This window comes from Micromonospora sp. CCTCC AA 2012012 (assembly GCF_040499845.1).
In the GTDB taxonomy this organism is placed as follows: domain Bacteria; phylum Actinomycetota; class Actinomycetes; order Mycobacteriales; family Micromonosporaceae; genus Micromonospora; species Micromonospora mangrovi.
This window is the reverse complement of record NZ_CP159342.1, coordinates 2,440,669-2,458,777: the sequence shown is the minus strand read 5'-3', so window position 1 is coordinate 2,458,777 and position 18,109 is coordinate 2,440,669. Positions and strand designations below refer to the sequence as shown.

The window sequence follows — 18,109 nt, the reverse complement described above, 5'->3', positions numbered from 1 at the left end:
GCTCGATCCCGGATCGAGTGGCATCCGAGCCCGTCCGACCCCACTACTTCCTGGTTCGAGCGCGATCATGGGGCGGGGGAGGAGCGGGCGGACGCCGACGCCCCGCCGGGCCGGGGCCGGGCGGGGCGTCGGGTGGGACGGGATGGGTCAGCCGAGGTCGACGGCCGGGTAGAGGGGGAAGCCGGTCAGCAGGTCGCTGGCCTGCTTGCTCACCGTCTCGGCCAGGGCCGGGTCGAGGACGTACTTCGCCTTGGACTCGCCGGCGGTGGTCTGGCTGAGCACGGTGTGGATCAGCTCGGCGGTCTGGTCCATCTCGGCGGTGCCGAGACCACGGCTGGTCAGCGCCGGGGTGCCGATCCGGACGCCCGAGGTGTACCAGGCGCCGTTCGGGTCCTGCGGGACCGCGTTGCGGTTGGTGACGATGCCGGAGTCCAGCAGCGCCTGCTCGGCCTGCCGGCCGGTGAGGCCGTAGCCGGAGACGTCGATGAGCACCAGGTGGTTGTCGGTGCCGCCGGTGACCAGCTTCGCGCCCCGCCGGGTCAGCCCCTCGGCGAGCGCCTGGGCGTTGTCGACGATCCGCTGGGCGTAGTCGGCGAAGTCGGGGCGGCGCGCCTCGGCCAGCGCGACGGCCTTGGCGGCCATCACGTGCGGCAGCGGGCCGCCGAGCACCATCGGGCAGCCCCGGTCGACCTGGTCGGCCAGCTCCGGGCCGCAGAGCACCATGCCGCCGCGCGGGCCGCGCAGCGACTTGTGGGTGGTGGTGGTGACGATGTGCGCGTGCGGCACCGGGTCGAAGTCGCCGGTGAAGACCTTGCCCGCGACCAGGCCGGCGAAGTGCGCCATGTCGACCATGAAGGTCGCGCCGACCTCATCGGCGATCTCCCGCATGATCCGGAAGTTCACCTTCCGGGGGTACGCCGAGTAGCCGGCGACCAGGATCAGCGGCTTGAACTCGCGCGCCGCCGCGGCGACCTTGTCGTAGTCGATCAGGCCGGTGGTCGGGTCGGTGCCGTAACTGCGCTGGTCGAACATCTTGCCGGAGATGTTCGGCCGAAAGCCGTGGGTGAGGTGGCCGCCGGCGTCCAGCGACATGCCGAGCATCCGCTGGTCGCCCAGCTCCCGGCGCAGCGCGAACCAGTCCGCCTCGGTGAGGTCGTTGACCTGGCGGGCCTGCGCCTTCTTCAGCGCCGGGGCCTCGACCCGGTCGGCCAGGATCGCCCAGAACGCGACCAGGTTGGCGTCGATGCCGGAGTGCGGCTGCACGTACGCGTGCGAGGCGCCGAAGAGTTCCCGGGCGTGCTCGGCGGCGAGCGCCTCGACGGTGTCCACGTTCTGGCAGCCGGCGTAGAAGCGGCGGCCCACGGTGCCCTCGGCGTACTTGTCGCTGAACCAGTTGCCCATCGCCAGCAGGGTGGCGGGGGAGGCGTAGTTCTCGCTGGCGATGAGCTTCAGCGACTCGCGCTGGTCGGCCAGCTCCGCGCCGATGGCGTCGGCCACCCGCGGCTCGACGGCGCGGATCACCTCCAGCGCGCTGCGGAAGGCGGTGGATTCGGCGTTCAGCGACGACATGCGTGCGACCTCCTGGTGACGTACGGAAGGCCCAGGCGCTCGGCGTGCGTCCTCATGACGGGACCGCTTCCCGATGGTTGTCCATCTTCACGCGCCAGTCACGGCCCGCGCCGATCCTACCGGGTCCGCCGGGGACGGCCCGGCGCACCTCCACCCCGTCCGGCGGGTCGCGGATCGGTGGTTGGGCCGGTCCGGGCTGGGCAAACCACCCGCAGGGGCCGTCGCACCCACCACAACGGCGAACGCCGGCCCCGGGGAGAGGAGACACGACGATGAGCACAGCTTCCACGGGCCGACCGCTCGCGGTGGTGACCGGCGCGTCCAGCGGCATCGGGTACGAGCTGGCCGGGCAGTTCGCCGAACACGGGTACGACCTGGTGATCACCGCCGAGGACGAGGGCATCACCGCGGCGGCCGACAACCTGCGCCGGGACAACGGCCCCGAGGTGCGTCCGGTCCGCGCCGACCTGGCCACGCCCGACGGCGTGGAGGAGTTCGCGGCGGCGGTGCTGGCGACCGGCCGCCCGGTCGACGCGCTGGCGCTCAACGCGGGCCGGGGCGCCGGCGGGGAGTTCGTCGGCGGCACCGACCTGCGCGACGAGCTGAACATCGTCGACCTGAACGTGCGCTCGACGGTGCACCTGGCCAAGCGGCTGCTGCCGCCGATGGTGGCGCGGGGCGAGGGGCGGGTGCTGTTCACCTCGTCCATCGCCTCCACCATGCCGGGCCCGTTCCAGGCGGTCTACAACGCGTCGAAGTCCTTCGTGCAGTCCTTCGCGGAGGCGCTGCGCAACGAGCTCAAGGACACCGGGGTCACGGTGACCGCGCTGATGCCCGGCCCGACCGACACCGGGTTCTTCGACCGGGCCGAGATGACCGACACCCGGGTCGGCGCCGGGAAGAAGGACGACCCGCGGACGGTCGCCGAGCAGGGCTTCGCGGCGCTGATGAAGGGCGACCAGACGGTCACCGCCGGCTCCTTCCTCAACAAGGTGCAGACCGTCGCCGGGAAGCTCGTGCCGGACAAGCTCAAGGCGGAGCAGCACCGCAGGATGGCCGAGCCGGGCTCCGGCGACTGAGCCGCCCCGACGCCGCACTCTGGGAGTGCTCCGGCCCCCGTCGCGCGTGGCCGCGACGGGGGCCGCTGCCATAGGATCTTCTGAATGGACCAGGGGGACGACGGGGAACTGCTCGCCATCAGCGACCTGCACGTCGGGCACGCCGAGAACCGCGCGGTCGTCGAGGGGCTGCGACCACGGTCGCCCCGCGACTGGCTGCTGGTGGCCGGCGACGTCGGCGAGACGGTGGCCCACGTCGAGTGGGCCCTCGGCCTGCTGGCCGCCCGGTTCGCCCGGGTGGTCTGGGCGCCCGGCAACCATGAGCTGTGGACGCCGACCGCCGACCCGGTGCAGCTGCGCGGCGTCGCGCGCTACCAGCACCTGGTCGAGGTGTGCCGCCGGCTGGGGGTGGTGACGCCGGAGGACCCGTACCCGGTGTGGCGGGGACCGGGCGGTCCGGCACTGGTGGCGCCGCTGTTCCTGCTCTACGACCACAGTTGGCGCCCGGAGGGGCTGGACACTCCGGAGGAGGCGCTGGCCGAGGCGTACCGGACCGGGATCGTCTGCACCGACGAGGCGCTGCTGCACCCCGATCCGTACCCCAGTCGGACCGCGTGGTGCGCGGACCGGGTGGCGACGACGGCGGCCCGGCTCGCCGCCCGCGACCCGGCGCTGCCGACGGTGCTGGTCAACCACTATCCGTTGGTCCGCGAGCCGACCCGGATCCTGCGCTATCCGATCTTCGCGCAGTGGTGCGGCACGGAGGCCACCGCGGACTGGCACCGCCGGTTCGACGCCGTCGCGATGGTCTACGGGCACCTGCACGTGCCGCGCACCACCTGGCACGACGGGGTCCGCTTCGAGGAGGTGTCGGTGGGCTACCCGCGCGAGTGGAAGCAGCGGTCCAGGCCGCCGGGCATCCTGCGGCGGATCCTGCCCGAGCCGGAGGGGATCCCGCCGACGGCCTGGTGACGGCGAACGGGGCCCGACCGGCGGTCGGGCCCCGGAACGGTCGCGCCGGTCAGGCGGTGGCGGCGTCGAGCTGGCTCTTGCGGGCCTTCGGGTCGTCGACCGTACGCGGCGCGCTCGGGCGCAGCTCGATCATCTTCTGGCCGATCTCCTGGAGCTGGTTGCGGCCGAGCGCCTCCCGCACCTTGGGGAACCACTCCTGCTCCTCCTCCTCGACGTGGTGCTCGACGTTCTCGATCAGCACCGTGGTCTTGGCGACGAAGCGTTCGTCGGAGGCGTCCATGGCGGCCAGTTCGGCGCAGAGCAGGTCGGCCACGTGGTGCTCCTCGTACGACTCGAGGATGTCGTCCTCCAGGTCGGGCAGGAGCTTGCGGATCTCCGGGTACATCACCTCGTTCTCGAGGTAGGTGTGCACCGTCAGGGCCGCCAGGATCTGCGTCACCAGCTCCTGCTTCCGCTGCGCCGGGCCCTCCTGCGCCTGCTGGAACTCGCGGAACAGGCGGCGCATCTCCTTGTGGTCCTCTTTGAGCAGGACGATCGCGTCGGTGGACACCGGTACCTCCTAGAACGTGGCTGGTCGGTCTCCCCCTACCCCGCGCGTGAGCTGGAAAAACGGGTGGGACCCGGCGACAGACGCGCCGGGCCCCACCACTGGTCGTACGGTCCTGCTACTTCACCACGTTGTACGCGTCGACGATGCCGGCGCCGTAGAAGCCGTTACGCTCGCCGCCGGAGCAGGTCGCGTTGTAGGCCGTCGGGCCGGCCGGGCTCAGCGGCACCGGGTTGTAGACGCCCTCCGGGCAGGACTGCGCCACCGACGTACGCTCCAGGAACGACGCCAGCTGGCCCGGGGTCAGCCCCGGGTGCGCCGACAACGCCAGCGCCGCGACGCCGGTGGCGTGCGGGCCGGACATCGAGGTGCCCTGCTTGTAGCCCCACCCGTTGGTCCGGGTGGTGGTGTTGAAGGTCGTCGACAGGATGCCGTCGGTGAGCGTCGACTTGACGCCCTGCGTCCGGAACCGGGTGTCGCCACCCGGCGCCGTCACGTCGATGACGCCCTGGCCGTACGAGGAGTAGTAGCTCTTCGCGCCGGTCGGGCCGACCGCCGAGACGGTCACCACGCCCGGAGCCTCCGCGGGGAGGTCCATGCAGGCGTTGGTGAGGTTCTCCCGCGTCTCCGGAGTCCCGTTGTCCGGGCTGCCGGTGTCGGTGATCTTGTGCGCCAGGTCGTAGTTCGAGTTGCCGGCGGACGCCACGTTGAGCACGCCCCGGCTGTTCGAGTAACGGATGGCGCGCTGCACGGCCTGCCACACCGGACGCTGGCGGGCGTCGTTGCGGCAGTTCAGCTCCCACGGGTCGATGTAGTAGCTGTTGTTGGTCACCTGCATGCCGTGCGTGGCGGCCCACATGAACCCGCAGACCGCGGCCTCCGGGTAGATGTAGCCGTCGTCGTTGACCACCTTGACGGCGGCGACCTTGACGCCCGGCGCGATGCCGGTCACGCCGACGCCGTTGATGGCGGCGGCGATGGTGCCGGCCACGTGGGTGCCGTGGTCGCTGGTGGTCGGGTTCCACGCCGCCTCGGTGGTGTCGGTGACACCGCCGATGCAGGACGTGGACTTGTCCTTGGCGATCTGGGTCGCCAGGTCGGGGTGGCTGCTGGAGATGCCGCTGTCCAGCACGCCGACGACGACGTTGGAGCTGCCGGTGGTCACCGCGTGGGCCTGCGGGACGTGGATCATGTTCATGTCCCACTGCTGGCCGTAGAGCGGTTCCTTGGTCGGGTCGCCGGTGGCGTTGGCGACGTCGGCCGCGGAGACCTCGAGCGTCTCGCCCTCGTCGAGGGCGGTGCCCAGGCCGGCGGTGGACGCGACCGAGTCGACGCCCGCGCCCGCCACCTGCGTGGCGAAGTCCGGGTTGGTCGACCGGACGACGAGCACGCCGATCTGGTCGTAGCTGGCCACCACGGTGCCCTTGGCGGCCGCCACGCGGGCCACCGCCTTGTCGGTGTTGGCGCCCTGCGGGGCGAGGACCAGGAACGTGGTGTCCGGTCCGGCGGCCACCGCCGGTGCCAGCCCGCCGGTGACGGCGAGACCGACGCCGAGCGTCACGGCGGACGCGGCGGCCAGTGTCTTGCGACGGAGGTTCTTCACACAGACTCCCAGGGGGCCGTTCCAGCCGGGTCGCACTCCCTGGCGGGGAGCGGTCCGGCGGGAAACGGGCAGGCTGCCCGCTTCCGATGGTTCAGCGTAGGGAGGTGGTGTGGTGTTACACACACCCGAACGGATGAACAACAACCGTCAGACGGTGGCCAACGTATGGGGTATCTCGTCGAGCAGCTCACGGGCCAGGAAGCCGATCCGGCCGTACTGCGGGACCAGGCGTTGCCCGCTGACCGCGTGGGCGAACGCGGCCCAGCACGCCGCCTGCGCCGGCTCGGCGCCCCGGGAGAGCAGCCCGGCCAGCAGCCCGGCGCGGACGTCACCGCTGCCGGAGGTGCCGAGCCCGGCGTCGCCGCTCTCCTCCCGCCAGCCCTGCCCGTCCGAGGTGGCGATGTGGCCGTACAGCGAGACCACCGCGTCGTAGCGGCGGGCCAGCTCGGCGGCCTCGGCGTCCAGGTCGTCGCCGAGGTCGCGGTCGAGCAGGTGACGCGCCTCGGTCAGGTTGGGGGTCAGCACCACCGGCCGACCCGAGCCGACCAGCAGGTCCGGGGCGTGGCTCAGGGCGCCCAGGGCGTACGCGTCGAGCACCAGCGACGTCTCCGGCCCGGCCGCGTCCAGCACCAGGTCCAGCAGCTCCCGGGTGGTGTCGATGTCGTTGAGGCCGGGGCCGACGGTGACCACGTCCGCGTCGGCCACCAGGCCGGTGAGCAGCTCACCCGACCCGCGCACCGCGCCGTCGCGGGTCTCCGGCAGGCCCACCACCAACGCCTCGGGCACCTGGATGCTCAGCGCGGCGGCGGTCGACTCGGCGGCGGCCAGTTGCAGCACGCCCGCGCCGGCGCGCAGCGCGGCGACCCCGGCCAGCAGGACCGCCCCCGGGGTGAACCGGGAGCCGCCGACGACCAGCACGGTGCCCCGGTTCTCCTTGCCGCCGGTGGGCACCGGCAGTGCCCAGTCCCGCAGCAGGGCCGGGGTGATGACCCGGGTGTCAGACCGGTTCGGCATGGACCTCGTCCTCCCTGGTGGGCCGCGCGCCCTGCTGGTGCAGGTGGGCCACGTCGTTGAACCCGTCCGGGCGCAGCCGGCCGTCGGCGTCCGCCGACCAGCAGGTGACCGAACAGTTGGCGATCACCTGCTGCCGGGTCAGCGCCATCAGCTCCGCCTCGGTGAGCCCTTCCACCAGGTAGCGGAGCAGGAAGACCAGGGCGTCGTGGCCGAACAGCAGCACCCGCCGGTCGGCGTGGTCGCGGCGCAGGTCGCCGAGGAGGGTACGCAGCCGCAGCGCCACGTCGGTCCACGACTCGCCGCCCGGCGGCCGGTAGTAGAACTTGCCCAGCCGGTCCCGGCGGTCCGCCTCGGCGGGGAAGCGGTGGCGTACCCCGTGGCCGGTCAGGCCGTCGAGGATGCCCAGTTCCCGGTCGCGCAGCCGCTCGTCCCGGCTGACCGGGATGTCGGTGCCGGCCAGGGCCAGCTCGGCCGTCTGCACCGCCCGCAGGTACGGCGACACCACCGCCACGTCCGGGCGGCGCTGCGGCGGCAGGCCGGCCAGCCAGCGGCCGGTGGCCCGGGCCTGCTCCTGCCCGGTGGTCGAGAGCGGCACGTCGGCGTCCCGGTGGCTCAGCTCGATCAGCTCGGCGCCGGACGCCTCCGCCGCGCTCGCCGCCACGTTCGCCGTGCTCTCGCCGTGTCGCACGATCCACAGGGTCGCCAGTTCCGCCATGCGCCCCTCGGTACCCGGGGTGTCCCTCGGGTAACCGTGCCCCGCCGGGCCCATCCGGGCGTGACCCGGACGCAGGCGGGTAAGCGCGGTGCTCCACCGACACATGGGGAGGTGTGCCGTGGCCACGATGGTCAAGGAGCAGGTGAGCCCGGTCAAGGACAAGGACTACGACCTGATCCACGCGATCCAGCTCTCGCTGGAACACATCTACCGGATGGACACCTACATCGCCGACGCCGAGCGCAACGGCGACAGTGAGCTGGCCACCTGGTTCCGCAAGATCCAGGAGAACAACCGCAAGGCCGGTGACCAGGGCAAAAAGATGCTCATGGAGCGCATGCAGCGCCAGGGCTGAGCCGTACGCGCGGGCCGGGTGGGCGGCACGCCCACCCGGCCCACGCCCGTCCCGTCGAGGGAGCGCTCACTCCCCGCCGCTGTCGGCCCCGGTGCCGGCCATCTTGAGGCGCAGGAGGACGAAACCGACCACCTCGCGCATCTCCGGCGGCACGGGCGGAAACAGGATCGCGTGCAGGGGGAGATCGTCGAGGAGTCGCTGTGCCACCGGCGCGGGCGCGCCGAACGCCTCGAGCGCCGCTCCGCAGCGGCGCCGGGCCTCGTCGTGGCGACCCTCCTCGATCAGGGTCGACGAGAGATTGATCAGCGCCCTCCCTTCGCGGTACCGGTCACCGGTCTCCCGGTAGATCTCGCCGGCCCGGGTGTGGGCGTCGATCGCCTCCTCGAACCGTTGCGCCGCGTGCAACGCCACGCCGAGGTTGTGCGTCGCCCGGCCCTCGTCGTGGCGTTCACCGGCCCGGCGATAGACGGCGACGGCCCGGGTGTGGGCGGTGACGGCCTCGTCGGCCCGTCCCGCCGCGCGCAGGGCCGTGCCGAGAGCCGTCAGCGCGGTGCCCTCGTCGTGCGGGTCGTCGTGCTCCCTGAAGATGTCGGCGGCCCGGGAGTGGGCGGTGATGCCCTCCTCGGTCCGCCCGGCGGCGCACAGGGCCACGCCGAGGCGGTGGAGCGCTCGGCCCTCGCTGTGCTGGTCGTCGGTCTCGCGGAGGAGGTCGATGGCTCTGGTGTGGGCGGTGACGGCCTCCTCGGTCCGGCCCGCGGCGCGCAGGGCCGCGCCGAGATTGTCCAGGGCCACGCCTTCGCTGTGCCGGTCGTCGGTCTCCCGGAGGAGATCGACGGCGCGGGTGTGGGCGGTGACGGCCTCGTCGGACCGTCCCGCGAGCAGCAGGGCCAGGCCGAGGTTGCTCTGTGCGGTGCCCTCGTCGTGCCGGTTGCCGGTCCCGCGGTGGATCGCGACTGACCGCTCGTGGGCGGTGATCGCCTCGTCCACGCGTCCCGCCCCGCGCAGGGCCAGGCCGAGGTTGTTCAGCGCGATGCCCTCGTCGAGTGGGCCACCGGTCGCCCTGATCAGCTCCACGGCCCGGGTGTGGGCGACGACCGCCTCCGCTGACCGCCCCGCCTCGTTCAGGGCGACGCCGAGGTGGCTCAGCGCCATGCCTTCGCCGTGCCGGTCGCCGACCCGCTGGGAGATGGCCCGGGCGGCGGTGGTGACCGTGATCAGGTCGGCGAGGTGCCGCCGGAAGATCAGGTAATCCGGCAGGAGGGAGGCCAGTGCGACGCCGGACAGGTCCTGTCCGTGCCGGGCCGCGCTGGTGCAGGCCGCGACCAGGTTGGGCCGCTCGGCCTCCAACCAGGCCAGGGCCTCCGTGCGGGTGGCGAACCGGACGGTGACGGGCAGCGGCTGCACCTGCCCGCGGGCGGCGTAGGCGGTCTCGATCCAGGCCGCGGCGCCTGCGGGCAGCGGGAACCGGTAGGCCGCCACGGCGGAGGGCGGCTGCAGGTGCCCGACGGCGACGTGGGTGGTCATGACGTAGTGGGTGAACAGGCGAGCGCGGGCCGTGTCGACGGCTTTGTCGGCGTCCGCCTGCCCCTCGGCGTAGAGGCGGACCAGGTCGTGCAGTCGCCATCGTCCCCAGACCGGCCCGGTGTCGACGAGGTGGGCCCGGGCCAGGTCCTGCAGCAGCGTCCCGGCCCGGTACCGATCGGTGTCGGCCAGGCAGGCGGCCGCGTCGGTGCTCACGTCCGGGCCGGGGTTGACCGAGAGCAACCGGAGCATGCGCGCCTGCTCGTCGGTCAGTTGCCGGTACGACAGGTCGAACACGGCACGGACGCTGTCGGCGCGGGTCAGCCGGTCCAGCCGGGTGTGCGCGTCCCGGAGGTCGTCGGCCAGGGACGACAGGGGTCGGCTCGGGAACTCCGCGAGCAGGGCCGCGGCGATCTGGAGGGCCAGTGGCAGCCCTCCGCACCACTCGGCGATCGCCTCCGCGTCCGCGCGGCACCCGTGCTCCCGGTCCAGGGCGGCCGAGGCGCGGGGGTCGTCGGCGCGGCGGGTGCGCAGGACGCCGGCCAGCAGTCGCACCGACGTGTCGATGTCCAGGACGTCCAGATCGTGCAGCCGGGCATCGACGTTCAGGGTGTGCCGGGAGGTGACCAGCGTGGCGGTGATCCCGTCGCCGGGCAGGAGTGGGCGTACCTGTTCCTCGGTGGCGGCGTTGTCGATGATCAGCAGGATCCGCCGGCGCTGCGCGCCGAAGGCGGCCAGCACGCTGCGGAACAGTCGGCTACGGTCCTCGTCGTCGGCGGGAATGTGCTCGCCGGGCAGTCCGAGGGCGCCCAGCAGGTGGGTCAGGGCAGCACCGGCGGTTCGGCGTCGCTGCGGGTCGTAGCCGAACATGTCGATGAAGAGCACCCCGCCGGGGAACCAGCCGGCGGCCACTGCCCGGTGGGCGGTCTGCACGGCCAGTTCGGTCTTGCCGACCCCGGCCAGCCCGGCGACCGCGGCGCTGCCGTTTCCGCCGGGGGCCAGGCTCCGCAGTAGCTCGTCGACGTCGTCGTCGCGGCCGGTGAAGGCCGAGTCGGCGCCCGGCAGCCCTTGCAGAGCCGGCTCGACGGTCGGTGGCAGGACCACCGTGACGTCCCGGCCCTGGACCACGTAGCCGAAGAAGATGCCGTTCTCGATCGTGTTCACCACGCCCGGCGTGTCGGTCATGCCGGCTCACCCCGCCCCGGCGTTCCCTCGCCACCCTTGTGCCGTCCGGCGGAGGGGGCGATGGTGATGTCCCGCCCCTGGATCGGTCCCCCGCCGAGGAAGGTGCCGCCACTGATGGTGTTGGTCACGGTGCCGTCGCCGGAGTGGGTCGTGCCGTCAGCGGTGGGGGGATCGCCGGTGCCCGCGGCGGGAACGGATCTGCGGGTCAGGACCGCGCTGTAGCCGGCGAGGGCGAGCGCCGCCACACCGATGAGGACGCCGAGCGGGCCGGCCCACCTGGCGGCTTCGTCCAGGCCGATCACGATGAAGAAGGCGCTGGTGGCGGCCAACGCCAGCGCACCCGCGACGGTGGTCACCGGTCCGGCGATCCGTGCGCGACTCTTGGTCATCGCTCCATTATTGACGGTGACCGCCATCGGTGGACACCTCCAGGGGCGGCGGCGTGACGGGCGCGGGTGTCCAGCGATTCCCGAGGCCGGGACGGCGGTCGTCGTCGTACGGTGTGGGGCGTGGCGACCACGGCGGCCGAGGAGATCCGGGTGGGGGAGCGGCTGGTCCGCGTCTCCAGCCCCGACAAGCCCTACTTTCCCGAGCTGGGCCTGACCAAGCTGGACGTGGTCAGCTATTTCCTCTCGGTCGGCGACGGCATCCTGCGCGCCCTGCGGGACCGCCCGACGATGCTGGAACGCTGGCCGCGTGGCGTCTTCGAGGGCGCGAAGATCGCCACCCGGCAGACCAACCGCGGCGACGCCTTCTATCAGAAGCGCCTCCCCGCCGGCGCGCCCGACTGGGTGCAGACGGCGCACCTCACCTTCCCCAGCGGCCGGACCGCCGACGAGGTGGCCCCCAGCGAGCTGGCGGTGGTGGCCTGGGCGGCCAACCTCGGCACGTTGCGCTTTCACCCGTGGCCGGTGTCCAAGACCGACGTCGAGCACCCCGACCAGCTCCGCATCGACCTCGACCCGATGCCCGGCGTCGACTTCGCCCAGGTGGTGCCGGTCGCCCGGGAGGTGCGGGCGTTCCTGGCGGAGCTGGGGATGGTCGGTCACCCGAAGACCACCGGTGGCCGGGGCATCCACGTCTATCTCTCCATCGAGCCGCGGTGGAGCTTCGGGGAGTGCCGGCGGGCGGTGCTGGCGCTGGGCCGTGAGATGGAGCGCCGGCTGCCGGAGCTGGTCACCACCACCTGGTGGCGGGAGCAGCGGGACCGGCCGGTGTTCGTGGACTACAACCAGATGGCCCGGGACCACACGATGACCTCGGCGTACTCGATCCGCCCCACGCCTCGCGCGCTGGTCTCCGCGCCGCTGACCTGGGCGGAGCTGGACGACGCCCGGCCGGAGGACTTCGACGTGGTGAGCATGCCGGCCCGGTTCGCCGCGCACGGCGACCCGCACGCCGGCCTCGACGAGCGCCGCTTCTCGCTGGAGCCGCTGCTGGAGCTGGCCGACCGGGAGGGCCTGGAGGCCCCGCCGGAGCGGTGACGCGTCACTGCCAGGGGCTCCGGGTGCCGTCGAACTCCTCGAAGACCAGCCAGCTGCGGGTGGAGAGCACCCCGGCGATGCCCTGCACCCGGTCCAGCACGACGTCCCGCAGGGTGGCGTTGTCGGGCGCCCGGACCAGGGCGAGCACGTCGTGCTCGCCGCTGAGCAGCGCCACGTGTTCGATGTAGCGCACCCGGGCCAGCTCCGCCGAGACCTCCCGCCAGGTGTTCTGCTGGATGGTCAGGGCGATGTACGCCGACGTGCCCAGCCCGGCCTGCTCCGGCGCGACCTGGGCGCGGAACCCGGTGACCACCCCGTCCCGCAGCAGCCGCTCCACCCGGGCGTACGCGTTGGTCCGGGATACGTGGACCCGTTCGGCGAGGGTACGGATGGAGAGCCGGCCGTCGCGGACCAGTTCGTCGAGGATCCGCCGGTCCACCTCGTCCAGGGGGCCGGCCGAACGTCCCGTCCCGTCCGCCGGGCCCGGTGTGGTGCCGGTCTCCTGGCTCATGAGTCGCCCCTCCGGATGCCATTCGTCCCACGTTCATCGTGGATCTTGAGTCAATCATCCAACAGCAGGAGCATAGGGCCACCACACGTCCAGGAGGTCCCCGCCGTGACGACCACACCCCAGGCGGTCCGCAGGGCATCCCCGCGCACCCGCCCGCCGGCCACCCCGGCCGCCCCCGACCCGACGGCCGGCCTGCTGCCGACGACCGAACCGGTCCGACTGCTCGACCCCGACGGCACCCCGCTGCCGCCCCGCGACGACTACCCCGAGCCGCCCGTCGAGGCGCTGCGCGAGATGTACCGGCGGATGGTCGTCGGCCGCCGCTTCGACGTCCAGGCCACCGCGTTGACCAAGCAGGGCCGGCTCGCCGTCTATCCGTCCTCCCGCGGCCAGGAGGCCTGCCAGGTCGGCGGGGTGCTCGCCGTGCGCGACACCGACTGGGTCTTCCCCACCTACCGCGAGTCGATGGCGCTGACCGCCCGGGGCATCGACCCGGTCGAGGTGCTCACCCTGCTGCGCGGCGACTGGCACTGCGGGTACGACGCGGCCCGGGTGCACACCGCACCGCAGTGCACCCCGCTGGCGACCCAGTGCGTGCACGCCGCGGGGCTCGCGTACGGCGAGTCCCACCAGGGGCGGGACACCGTGGCGCTGGCCTTCATCGGCGACGGCGCCACCAGCGAGGGCGACTTCCACGAGGGCGTCAACTTCGCCGCCGTCTTCAAGGCCCCCGTCGTCTACTTCGTGCAGAACAACAAGTACGCGATCAGCGTCCCGCTGTCCCGGCAGACCGCCGCGCCGAGCCTGGCCTACAAGGGCGTCGGCTACGGCGTGCCCAGCGAGCAGGTCGACGGCAACGACCCGGTCGCCGTCCTGGCGGTGCTCACCCGCGCCGTCGCGCACGCCCGCGCCGGCAAGGGCCCGTACCTGGTGGAGGCGCACACCTACCGGATGGAGGCGCACACCAACGCCGACGACCAGAGTCGCTACCGGGACGCCGAGGAGGTCGAGGCGTGGCGCGACCGTGACCCGATCGCCCGGCTGGAGACCTACCTGCGGGCGCGGGGCGAGCTCGACGACGCCGCCGTCGCCGCCATCGCCGAGGAGGCCGAGGCGTACGCGGCGGACCTGCGCGAGCGGATGAACGCCCAGCCCACGGTCGACCCGCTCAGCCTCTTCGACCACGTGTACGCCAAGCCGACCCCGCAGCTGGTCGAACAGCGGGACCAGGTCCGGGCCGAGCTGGCCGCCGGGCACGACGAGGAAGGGGACGCCTGATGGCCACCATGACCATGGCGAAGGCGCTCAACGCCGCGCTCGCCGACGCGATGCTCGACGACGAGCGGGTGCTCGTCTTCGGCGAGGACGTCGGGCAGCTCGGCGGCGTCTTCCGGATCACCGATGGCCTCCAGGCCCGCTTCGGCGACAAGCGCTGCTTCGACACCCCGCTCGCCGAGGCCGGCATCGTCGGTTTCGCCGTCGGGCTCGCCATGTCCGGGCTGCGCCCGGTGGTGGAGATGCAGTTCGACGCGTTCGCGTACCCGGCGTTCGAGCAGATCGCCTCGCACGTGGCGAAGCTGCGCAACCGCACCCGGGGCGCGCTCAGCGTGCCGATCGTCATCCGGGTGCCCTATGCGGGCGGCATCGGCGGCGTCGAGCACCACTGCGACTCGTCCGAGGCGTACTACGCGCACACCCCGGGCCTGAAGGTGGTCACGCCGGCGACCGTGCAGGACGCGTACTCGCTGCTGCGGGAGGCGATCGACGACCCGGACCCGGTCGTGTTCATGGAGCCGAAGAAGCTCTACTTCGCCAGCGGCGAGGCGGAGCTGCCGGCGCGGACCGCGCCGTTCGGGAAGGCCGTCGTGCGCCGGGCCGGCACCGACGCCACCCTGGTCGCGTACGGGCCGGCGGTGCCGGTCGCGCTGGAGGCCGCCGAGGCCGCCCGCGAGGAGGGCTGGGACCTGGAGGTGGTGGACGTGCGGACCATCGTGCCGTTCGACGACGCCACCGTCACCGCCTCGGTACGCAAGACCGGCCGGTGCGTGGTGATCCAGGAGGCGCAGGGCTTCGCCGGCGTCGGCGCGGAGATCGCCGCCCGGGTGCAGGAGCGCTGCTTCCACGCCCTGCACGCCCCGGTGCTGCGGGTCGCCGGCCTGGACATCCCCTACCCGGCGCCGATGCTGGAGCACACCCACCTGCCCTCGGTGGACCGGGTGCTGGACACCGTGGCCCGGCTCCAGTGGGACGACCAGCCCGACACCCGGTGGGTGGCGGCATGAGCGAGCGTAGCGAGCGAATCATCAGGCACAGCCCGCTGACGGCTCATGCCGGTGCCGACCGAAGGGAGGGATCGGCGTGACCACCACGACGGGCACCCGGGTCTTCCTCCTGCCGGACCTGGGGGAGGGGCTGAGCGAGGCGGAGATCGTCGAGTGGCGGGTCGCCGTCGGCGACGTGGTCACCGTGGACCAGTCGGTCGTCGAGGTGGAGACCGCCAAGGCCGTCGTCGACGTGCCCTGCCCGTACGCCGGTCGGGTCGTCGCGCTGCACGGCGCGGCCGGTGAGGTGCGCCCGGTCGGCCAGCCACTGATCACCATCGCGCCGCTGGACGGCGGGACGGGCGACGACCCGCACGCCACCTACCGCGAGGAGGAGCGGGCCGGCTCCGGCAACGTCCTCATCGGGTACGGCACCGGCCACGGCGGCGGCGGTCGGCGGCGGCGCAGGCCGCGCCTCGCCCTCGCCCCGGAGCCCCCGGCGGCGCCGTCGACCCCGGCGGCGCCCCCTGCCCCGGCCCCCGTCGCCGAGCAGGCCGCGGCCGAGCCGGTCGACGCCGGTCGGTCGGCCCCGCTGGTCATCTCGCCGATCGTCCGCCGGTTGGCGAAGGAACACGGCGTCGACCTCGCCGCCCTGCGCGGTACCGGACCCGGTGGCGTGATCCGCCGGGCCGACGTGGAGGCCGCCCAGGCCACCTCCGCACCCGCGCTCGCGGCCGTGCCGGACGCCCCGGCCGCGCACGTCGGCCTCGCCGCCGACGGTGACGTCGTCATCCCGCTCACCGGCATCCGCAAGGCCATCGCCGACAAGCTCTCCCGCAGCCGGCGGGAGATCCCCGAGGTGACCATCTGGGTCGACGTGGACGCCACCGGGCTGCTGGCGACCCGGGCCGCGATCAACGCCGCCACCCCCGACGCCCCGGTGAGCATCCTGGCCCTGCTGGCCCGGATCTGCCTCAGCGGGCTGCGGAGATATCCGCAGCTCAACGCCCGGGTCGACACTGAGGGGCAGCGGATCGTCCAGTCCGCCGGGGTGCACCTGGGCATCGCCGCGCAGACCGACCGGGGCCTGGTCGTCCCGGTGCTGCGCGACGCCCAGCGGCTCACCACCCGGGAGCTGGCCGCGGCCCTCGCGGAGACGACCGCCGCCGCGCGGGGCGGCACCCTGCCGCCGGCGCGGCTGACCGGCGGCACCTTCACCCTCAACAACTACGGCGTCTTCGGGGTGGACGGCTCCACCCCGATCATCAACCACCCCGAGGCGGCGCTGCTCGGGGTGGGGCGGATCGTGGACAAGCCGTGGGTGGTGGACGGGCAGCTCGCCGTCCGCAAGGTCACCCAGCTCAGCCTCACCTTCGACCACCGGGTCTGCGACGGCGGGGTGGCCGGCGGCTTCCTGCGCCACGTCGCCGACTGCGTCGAGCAGCCCGCGCTGCTGATCGCGAACGTCTGACCGGGCGGCCCGGCCCCACCCGGGGTCGGGCCGCTCCCCGTTTCTCCCCGCGCCGACCGGGAATGCACCCGGGCCGCCGAGGGGGAGGTACGGATGGTCTACCCGCAGCTGCCCACCGCCGGGATACGGGAGGAGCCCGTCGCCGGTGCCCCGCTGCTCTGCGACGCCCGGGACCACGGTCTGACCGGCGACGGGACCACCAACGACCAGCCCGCCTTCGCCGCGCTGGTGGACCGGCTCGGGGACGCGTACGCGGCCGACGGCCGGGCCCGGGTGATCTACTGCCCGCCCGGCGTCTACTCGATCCGGGACGCCGGCACGGTGTGGCGGACCGGGGTCTCGCTGGTCGGCGCCGGTCCCGGGGCCACCCGGTTCCTGCTCAGCAACGCCGGCAACCGGGCCGACCCGACCCCGTTGGCCTTCTACACCGAGGCGCTGCACGGCGCGGGCCCCGACCGCTTCCTGGAGTACTGCACTTTCGCCGACTTCGAGATCGACGGCTCCGGGGTCGCCTCGGTCGACTACAACCCGCTCGCCAAGGGGCTGGGCCTGCAGTACGTGGTGCGGGGCGTGTTCCGCAACCTCTACATCCACCACACCGCCGCCACCGGCCTGGGCTGCGACTTCCTCCAGGACAGCCTGATCGACGGGGTGCTGGTGGCCGGCTGCGGACGGCTGGACAACGGCACCGAGCTGGGCGGGGCCGGGATCGGCGTCGGGATCGGCGGCTGGGGGAGCGTCGAGCGCCTCAACGTGATCAACTGTTCGGCCGTCGGCAACGCCACCAACGGCATCTTCTTCGAGCTGCAGCGGGAGGGCGCGCTGCGCCCCAGGGGCATCCGGGTGATCGGCTGCCACGCCCAGGGCAACCGGTTCGGCATCTCCGACTGGGGCGCCAACGGGCTGATCGTCTCCGCCTGCACGATGACCGGCAACCTGGAGGCGGGCTTCCACGTCTCGGCGAAGGGCACCACCGGCACGGCCGGCCGCGGTGGCCTGCTCGCCGACTGCGTCATCGACGGCAACGTGCGCGACGGCGTCAGCATCGGCAACACGCCCGGCCCGTACACCATCCGGGGCAACCGGATCAGCGGCAACGGCCGGCACGGCTACCACCAGCGCAGCCTCGGCGGCGACGAGACGGAGGTCGCCCGGGAGATCGTCATCGAGAGCAACGACTTCTACGGCAACAGCCTGGACGCGATCCGGATCGACCGGCCGATGGTCGACGCCATGGTGGTGAACAACCGGATCCGGGGCAACGGTCGGCAGTGCGCGCCGGCCGCCGCGGGCGGTGGGGAGTCGGTGCGGTACAGCGAGCGGCGGGTGGTCGACCGGCAGGCGGACTGGGGGCACGACGAGCACCGGGGCAAGGTGCTCCGGGTCGGGCACCGGATCGCGGTGGTGGCGGCGAACGACGCCGACGAGCTGACCCTCGCGCCGGTGCGGCCCGGCGCGGTCACCGCGTGGAGCGGCGACGTGCCGCCGCCGGGCACGCCGTACGAGTTGCCCGACGCGCCGCGTACCCGGGCCGGCATCACCGTCGACGCCCCGATCGACTCGGCGAGCATCCGGGGGAACCGGGTCTGGGACAGCCAGGATCCGCCCACCCAGACCCACGGCCTCTGGATCACCGGCCGGGGCAGCTGCGCGGACTGCCGGATCGAGGACAACGACCTCGCCGGCAACGCCGTCGCGGCGGTCCGGCTGGACACCCCGCCGATCGGCGGCCGGTGGGACCGCAACCACGGCGACTGAACCGGGCGTCGGGGGCCGGTCCGGTGCGTCCGGCGCAGGGGGTGTCAGCCGTGACGCGATACCCGTCCGGCCCCCGGGAATGCCA

General features: G+C 73.4%; 16 protein-coding genes and 1 riboswitch. Of the genes, 8 read left to right on the top strand and 8 right to left on the bottom strand.

Annotated features, from left to right (window positions below; translation table 11 throughout):
• Positions 1–147: 147 nt before the first annotated feature.
• Positions 148–1,569 (bottom strand): glycine hydroxymethyltransferase, encoded by a 1,422-nt coding sequence (locus ABUL08_RS10965; RefSeq protein ID WP_350937091.1) that lies wholly within the window; start codon positions 1,567–1,569, stop codon positions 148–150.
• A gap of 22 nt (positions 1,570–1,591) precedes the next feature.
• A riboswitch (ZMP/ZTP riboswitch) is annotated at positions 1,592–1,681 on the bottom strand.
• Positions 1,682–1,841: 160 nt separating this feature from the next.
• Here ABUL08_RS10965 and ABUL08_RS10960 point away from each other — a divergent pair.
• Both ABUL08_RS10960 and ABUL08_RS10955 read left to right on the top strand, forming a co-directional pair.
• Entirely contained in the window at positions 1,842–2,648 is an 807-nt protein-coding gene (locus tag ABUL08_RS10960) for an SDR family NAD(P)-dependent oxidoreductase (RefSeq protein ID WP_350937089.1), read from the top strand.
• Between the two features lie 84 nt (positions 2,649–2,732).
• Positions 2,733–3,599 carry a metallophosphoesterase family protein gene (locus tag ABUL08_RS10955; RefSeq protein WP_350937088.1) on the top strand — a complete coding sequence of 289 codons (867 nt, stop codon included), beginning with the start codon at positions 2,733–2,735 and terminating at the stop codon, positions 3,597–3,599.
• Positions 3,600–3,648: 49 nt separating this feature from the next.
• Here ABUL08_RS10955 and ABUL08_RS10950 read toward each other — a convergent pair whose 3' ends face one another.
• The 4 genes from ABUL08_RS10950 to ABUL08_RS10935 all read right to left on the bottom strand — a co-directional run bounded on the left by ABUL08_RS10950 (position 3,649) and on the right by ABUL08_RS10935 (position 7,478).
• Positions 3,649–4,149 (bottom strand): hemerythrin domain-containing protein, encoded by a 501-nt coding sequence (locus ABUL08_RS10950; RefSeq protein WP_350937086.1) that lies wholly within the window; start codon positions 4,147–4,149, stop codon positions 3,649–3,651.
• A gap of 115 nt (positions 4,150–4,264) precedes the next feature.
• The gene (locus ABUL08_RS10945; RefSeq protein WP_350937083.1) at positions 4,265–5,749 is read right to left on the bottom strand and encodes a S8 family peptidase; all 1,485 of its coding nucleotides are present in this window, start codon (positions 5,747–5,749) and stop codon (positions 4,265–4,267) included.
• Positions 5,750–5,896: 147 nt separating this feature from the next.
• The gene (locus tag ABUL08_RS10940) at positions 5,897–6,763 is read right to left on the bottom strand and encodes an NAD(P)H-hydrate dehydratase (RefSeq protein WP_350937082.1); all 867 of its coding nucleotides are present in this window, start codon (positions 6,761–6,763) and stop codon (positions 5,897–5,899) included.
• Positions 6,747–7,478 carry a histidine phosphatase family protein gene (locus ABUL08_RS10935; RefSeq protein WP_350937080.1) on the bottom strand — a complete coding sequence of 244 codons (732 nt, stop codon included), beginning with the start codon at positions 7,476–7,478 and terminating at the stop codon, positions 6,747–6,749. The genes ABUL08_RS10940 and ABUL08_RS10935 overlap by 17 nt, the downstream gene beginning before the upstream one ends.
• 127 nt (positions 7,479–7,605) lie before the next feature.
• Between ABUL08_RS10935 and ABUL08_RS10930 the strand changes: the two genes are divergently transcribed.
• Positions 7,606–7,833, top strand: a complete 228-nt coding sequence (locus ABUL08_RS10930) for a hypothetical protein (protein WP_350938579.1) — start codon at positions 7,606–7,608, stop codon at positions 7,831–7,833.
• Positions 7,834–7,899: 66 nt separating this feature from the next.
• Here ABUL08_RS10930 and ABUL08_RS10925 read toward each other — a convergent pair whose 3' ends face one another.
• Together ABUL08_RS10925 and ABUL08_RS10920 are read right to left on the bottom strand one after the other, a co-directional pair.
• On the bottom strand, positions 7,900–10,539 hold the full coding sequence (locus ABUL08_RS10925) for a tetratricopeptide repeat protein (RefSeq protein WP_350937079.1): 2,640 nt from the start codon (positions 10,537–10,539) through the stop codon (positions 7,900–7,902).
• Positions 10,536–10,928 (bottom strand): hypothetical protein, encoded by a 393-nt coding sequence (locus tag ABUL08_RS10920; RefSeq protein ID WP_350937078.1) that lies wholly within the window; start codon positions 10,926–10,928, stop codon positions 10,536–10,538. The genes ABUL08_RS10925 and ABUL08_RS10920 overlap by 4 nt, the downstream gene beginning before the upstream one ends.
• Positions 10,929–11,039: 111 nt before the next feature.
• On the opposite strand from ABUL08_RS10920, the gene ABUL08_RS10915 reads away from it, so the two are divergent.
• Positions 11,040–12,023 (top strand): DNA polymerase domain-containing protein, encoded by a 984-nt coding sequence (locus tag ABUL08_RS10915; RefSeq protein ID WP_350938578.1) that lies wholly within the window; start codon positions 11,040–11,042, stop codon positions 12,021–12,023.
• A gap of 4 nt (positions 12,024–12,027) precedes the next feature.
• Here ABUL08_RS10915 and ABUL08_RS10910 read toward each other — a convergent pair whose 3' ends face one another.
• Positions 12,028–12,534: an Lrp/AsnC family transcriptional regulator gene (locus ABUL08_RS10910; protein WP_350937075.1), complete on the bottom strand. Its 507-nt coding sequence runs from the start codon at positions 12,532–12,534 to the stop codon at positions 12,028–12,030.
• Between the two features lie 72 nt (positions 12,535–12,606).
• Here ABUL08_RS10910 and pdhA point away from each other — a divergent pair, with 72 nt between their 5' ends.
• The 4 genes from pdhA to ABUL08_RS10890 all read left to right on the top strand — a co-directional run bounded on the left by pdhA (position 12,607) and on the right by ABUL08_RS10890 (position 18,024).
• The gene (pdhA, locus tag ABUL08_RS10905; RefSeq protein WP_350938576.1) at positions 12,607–13,812 is read left to right on the top strand and encodes a pyruvate dehydrogenase (acetyl-transferring) E1 component subunit alpha; all 1,206 of its coding nucleotides are present in this window, start codon (positions 12,607–12,609) and stop codon (positions 13,810–13,812) included.
• Positions 13,812–14,816 (top strand): alpha-ketoacid dehydrogenase subunit beta, encoded by a 1,005-nt coding sequence (locus ABUL08_RS10900; protein ID WP_350937073.1) that lies wholly within the window; start codon positions 13,812–13,814, stop codon positions 14,814–14,816. The genes pdhA and ABUL08_RS10900 overlap by 1 nt, the downstream gene beginning before the upstream one ends.
• A gap of 76 nt (positions 14,817–14,892) precedes the next feature.
• Positions 14,893–16,266 (top strand): dihydrolipoamide acetyltransferase family protein, encoded by a 1,374-nt coding sequence (locus ABUL08_RS10895; RefSeq protein WP_350937072.1) that lies wholly within the window; start codon positions 14,893–14,895, stop codon positions 16,264–16,266.
• Positions 16,267–16,359: 93 nt separating this feature from the next.
• Positions 16,360–18,024, top strand: coding sequence for a right-handed parallel beta-helix repeat-containing protein (locus ABUL08_RS10890; protein ID WP_350937070.1), 1,665 nt, complete (start codon positions 16,360–16,362; stop codon positions 18,022–18,024).
• Positions 18,025–18,109 lie beyond the last annotated feature (85 nt).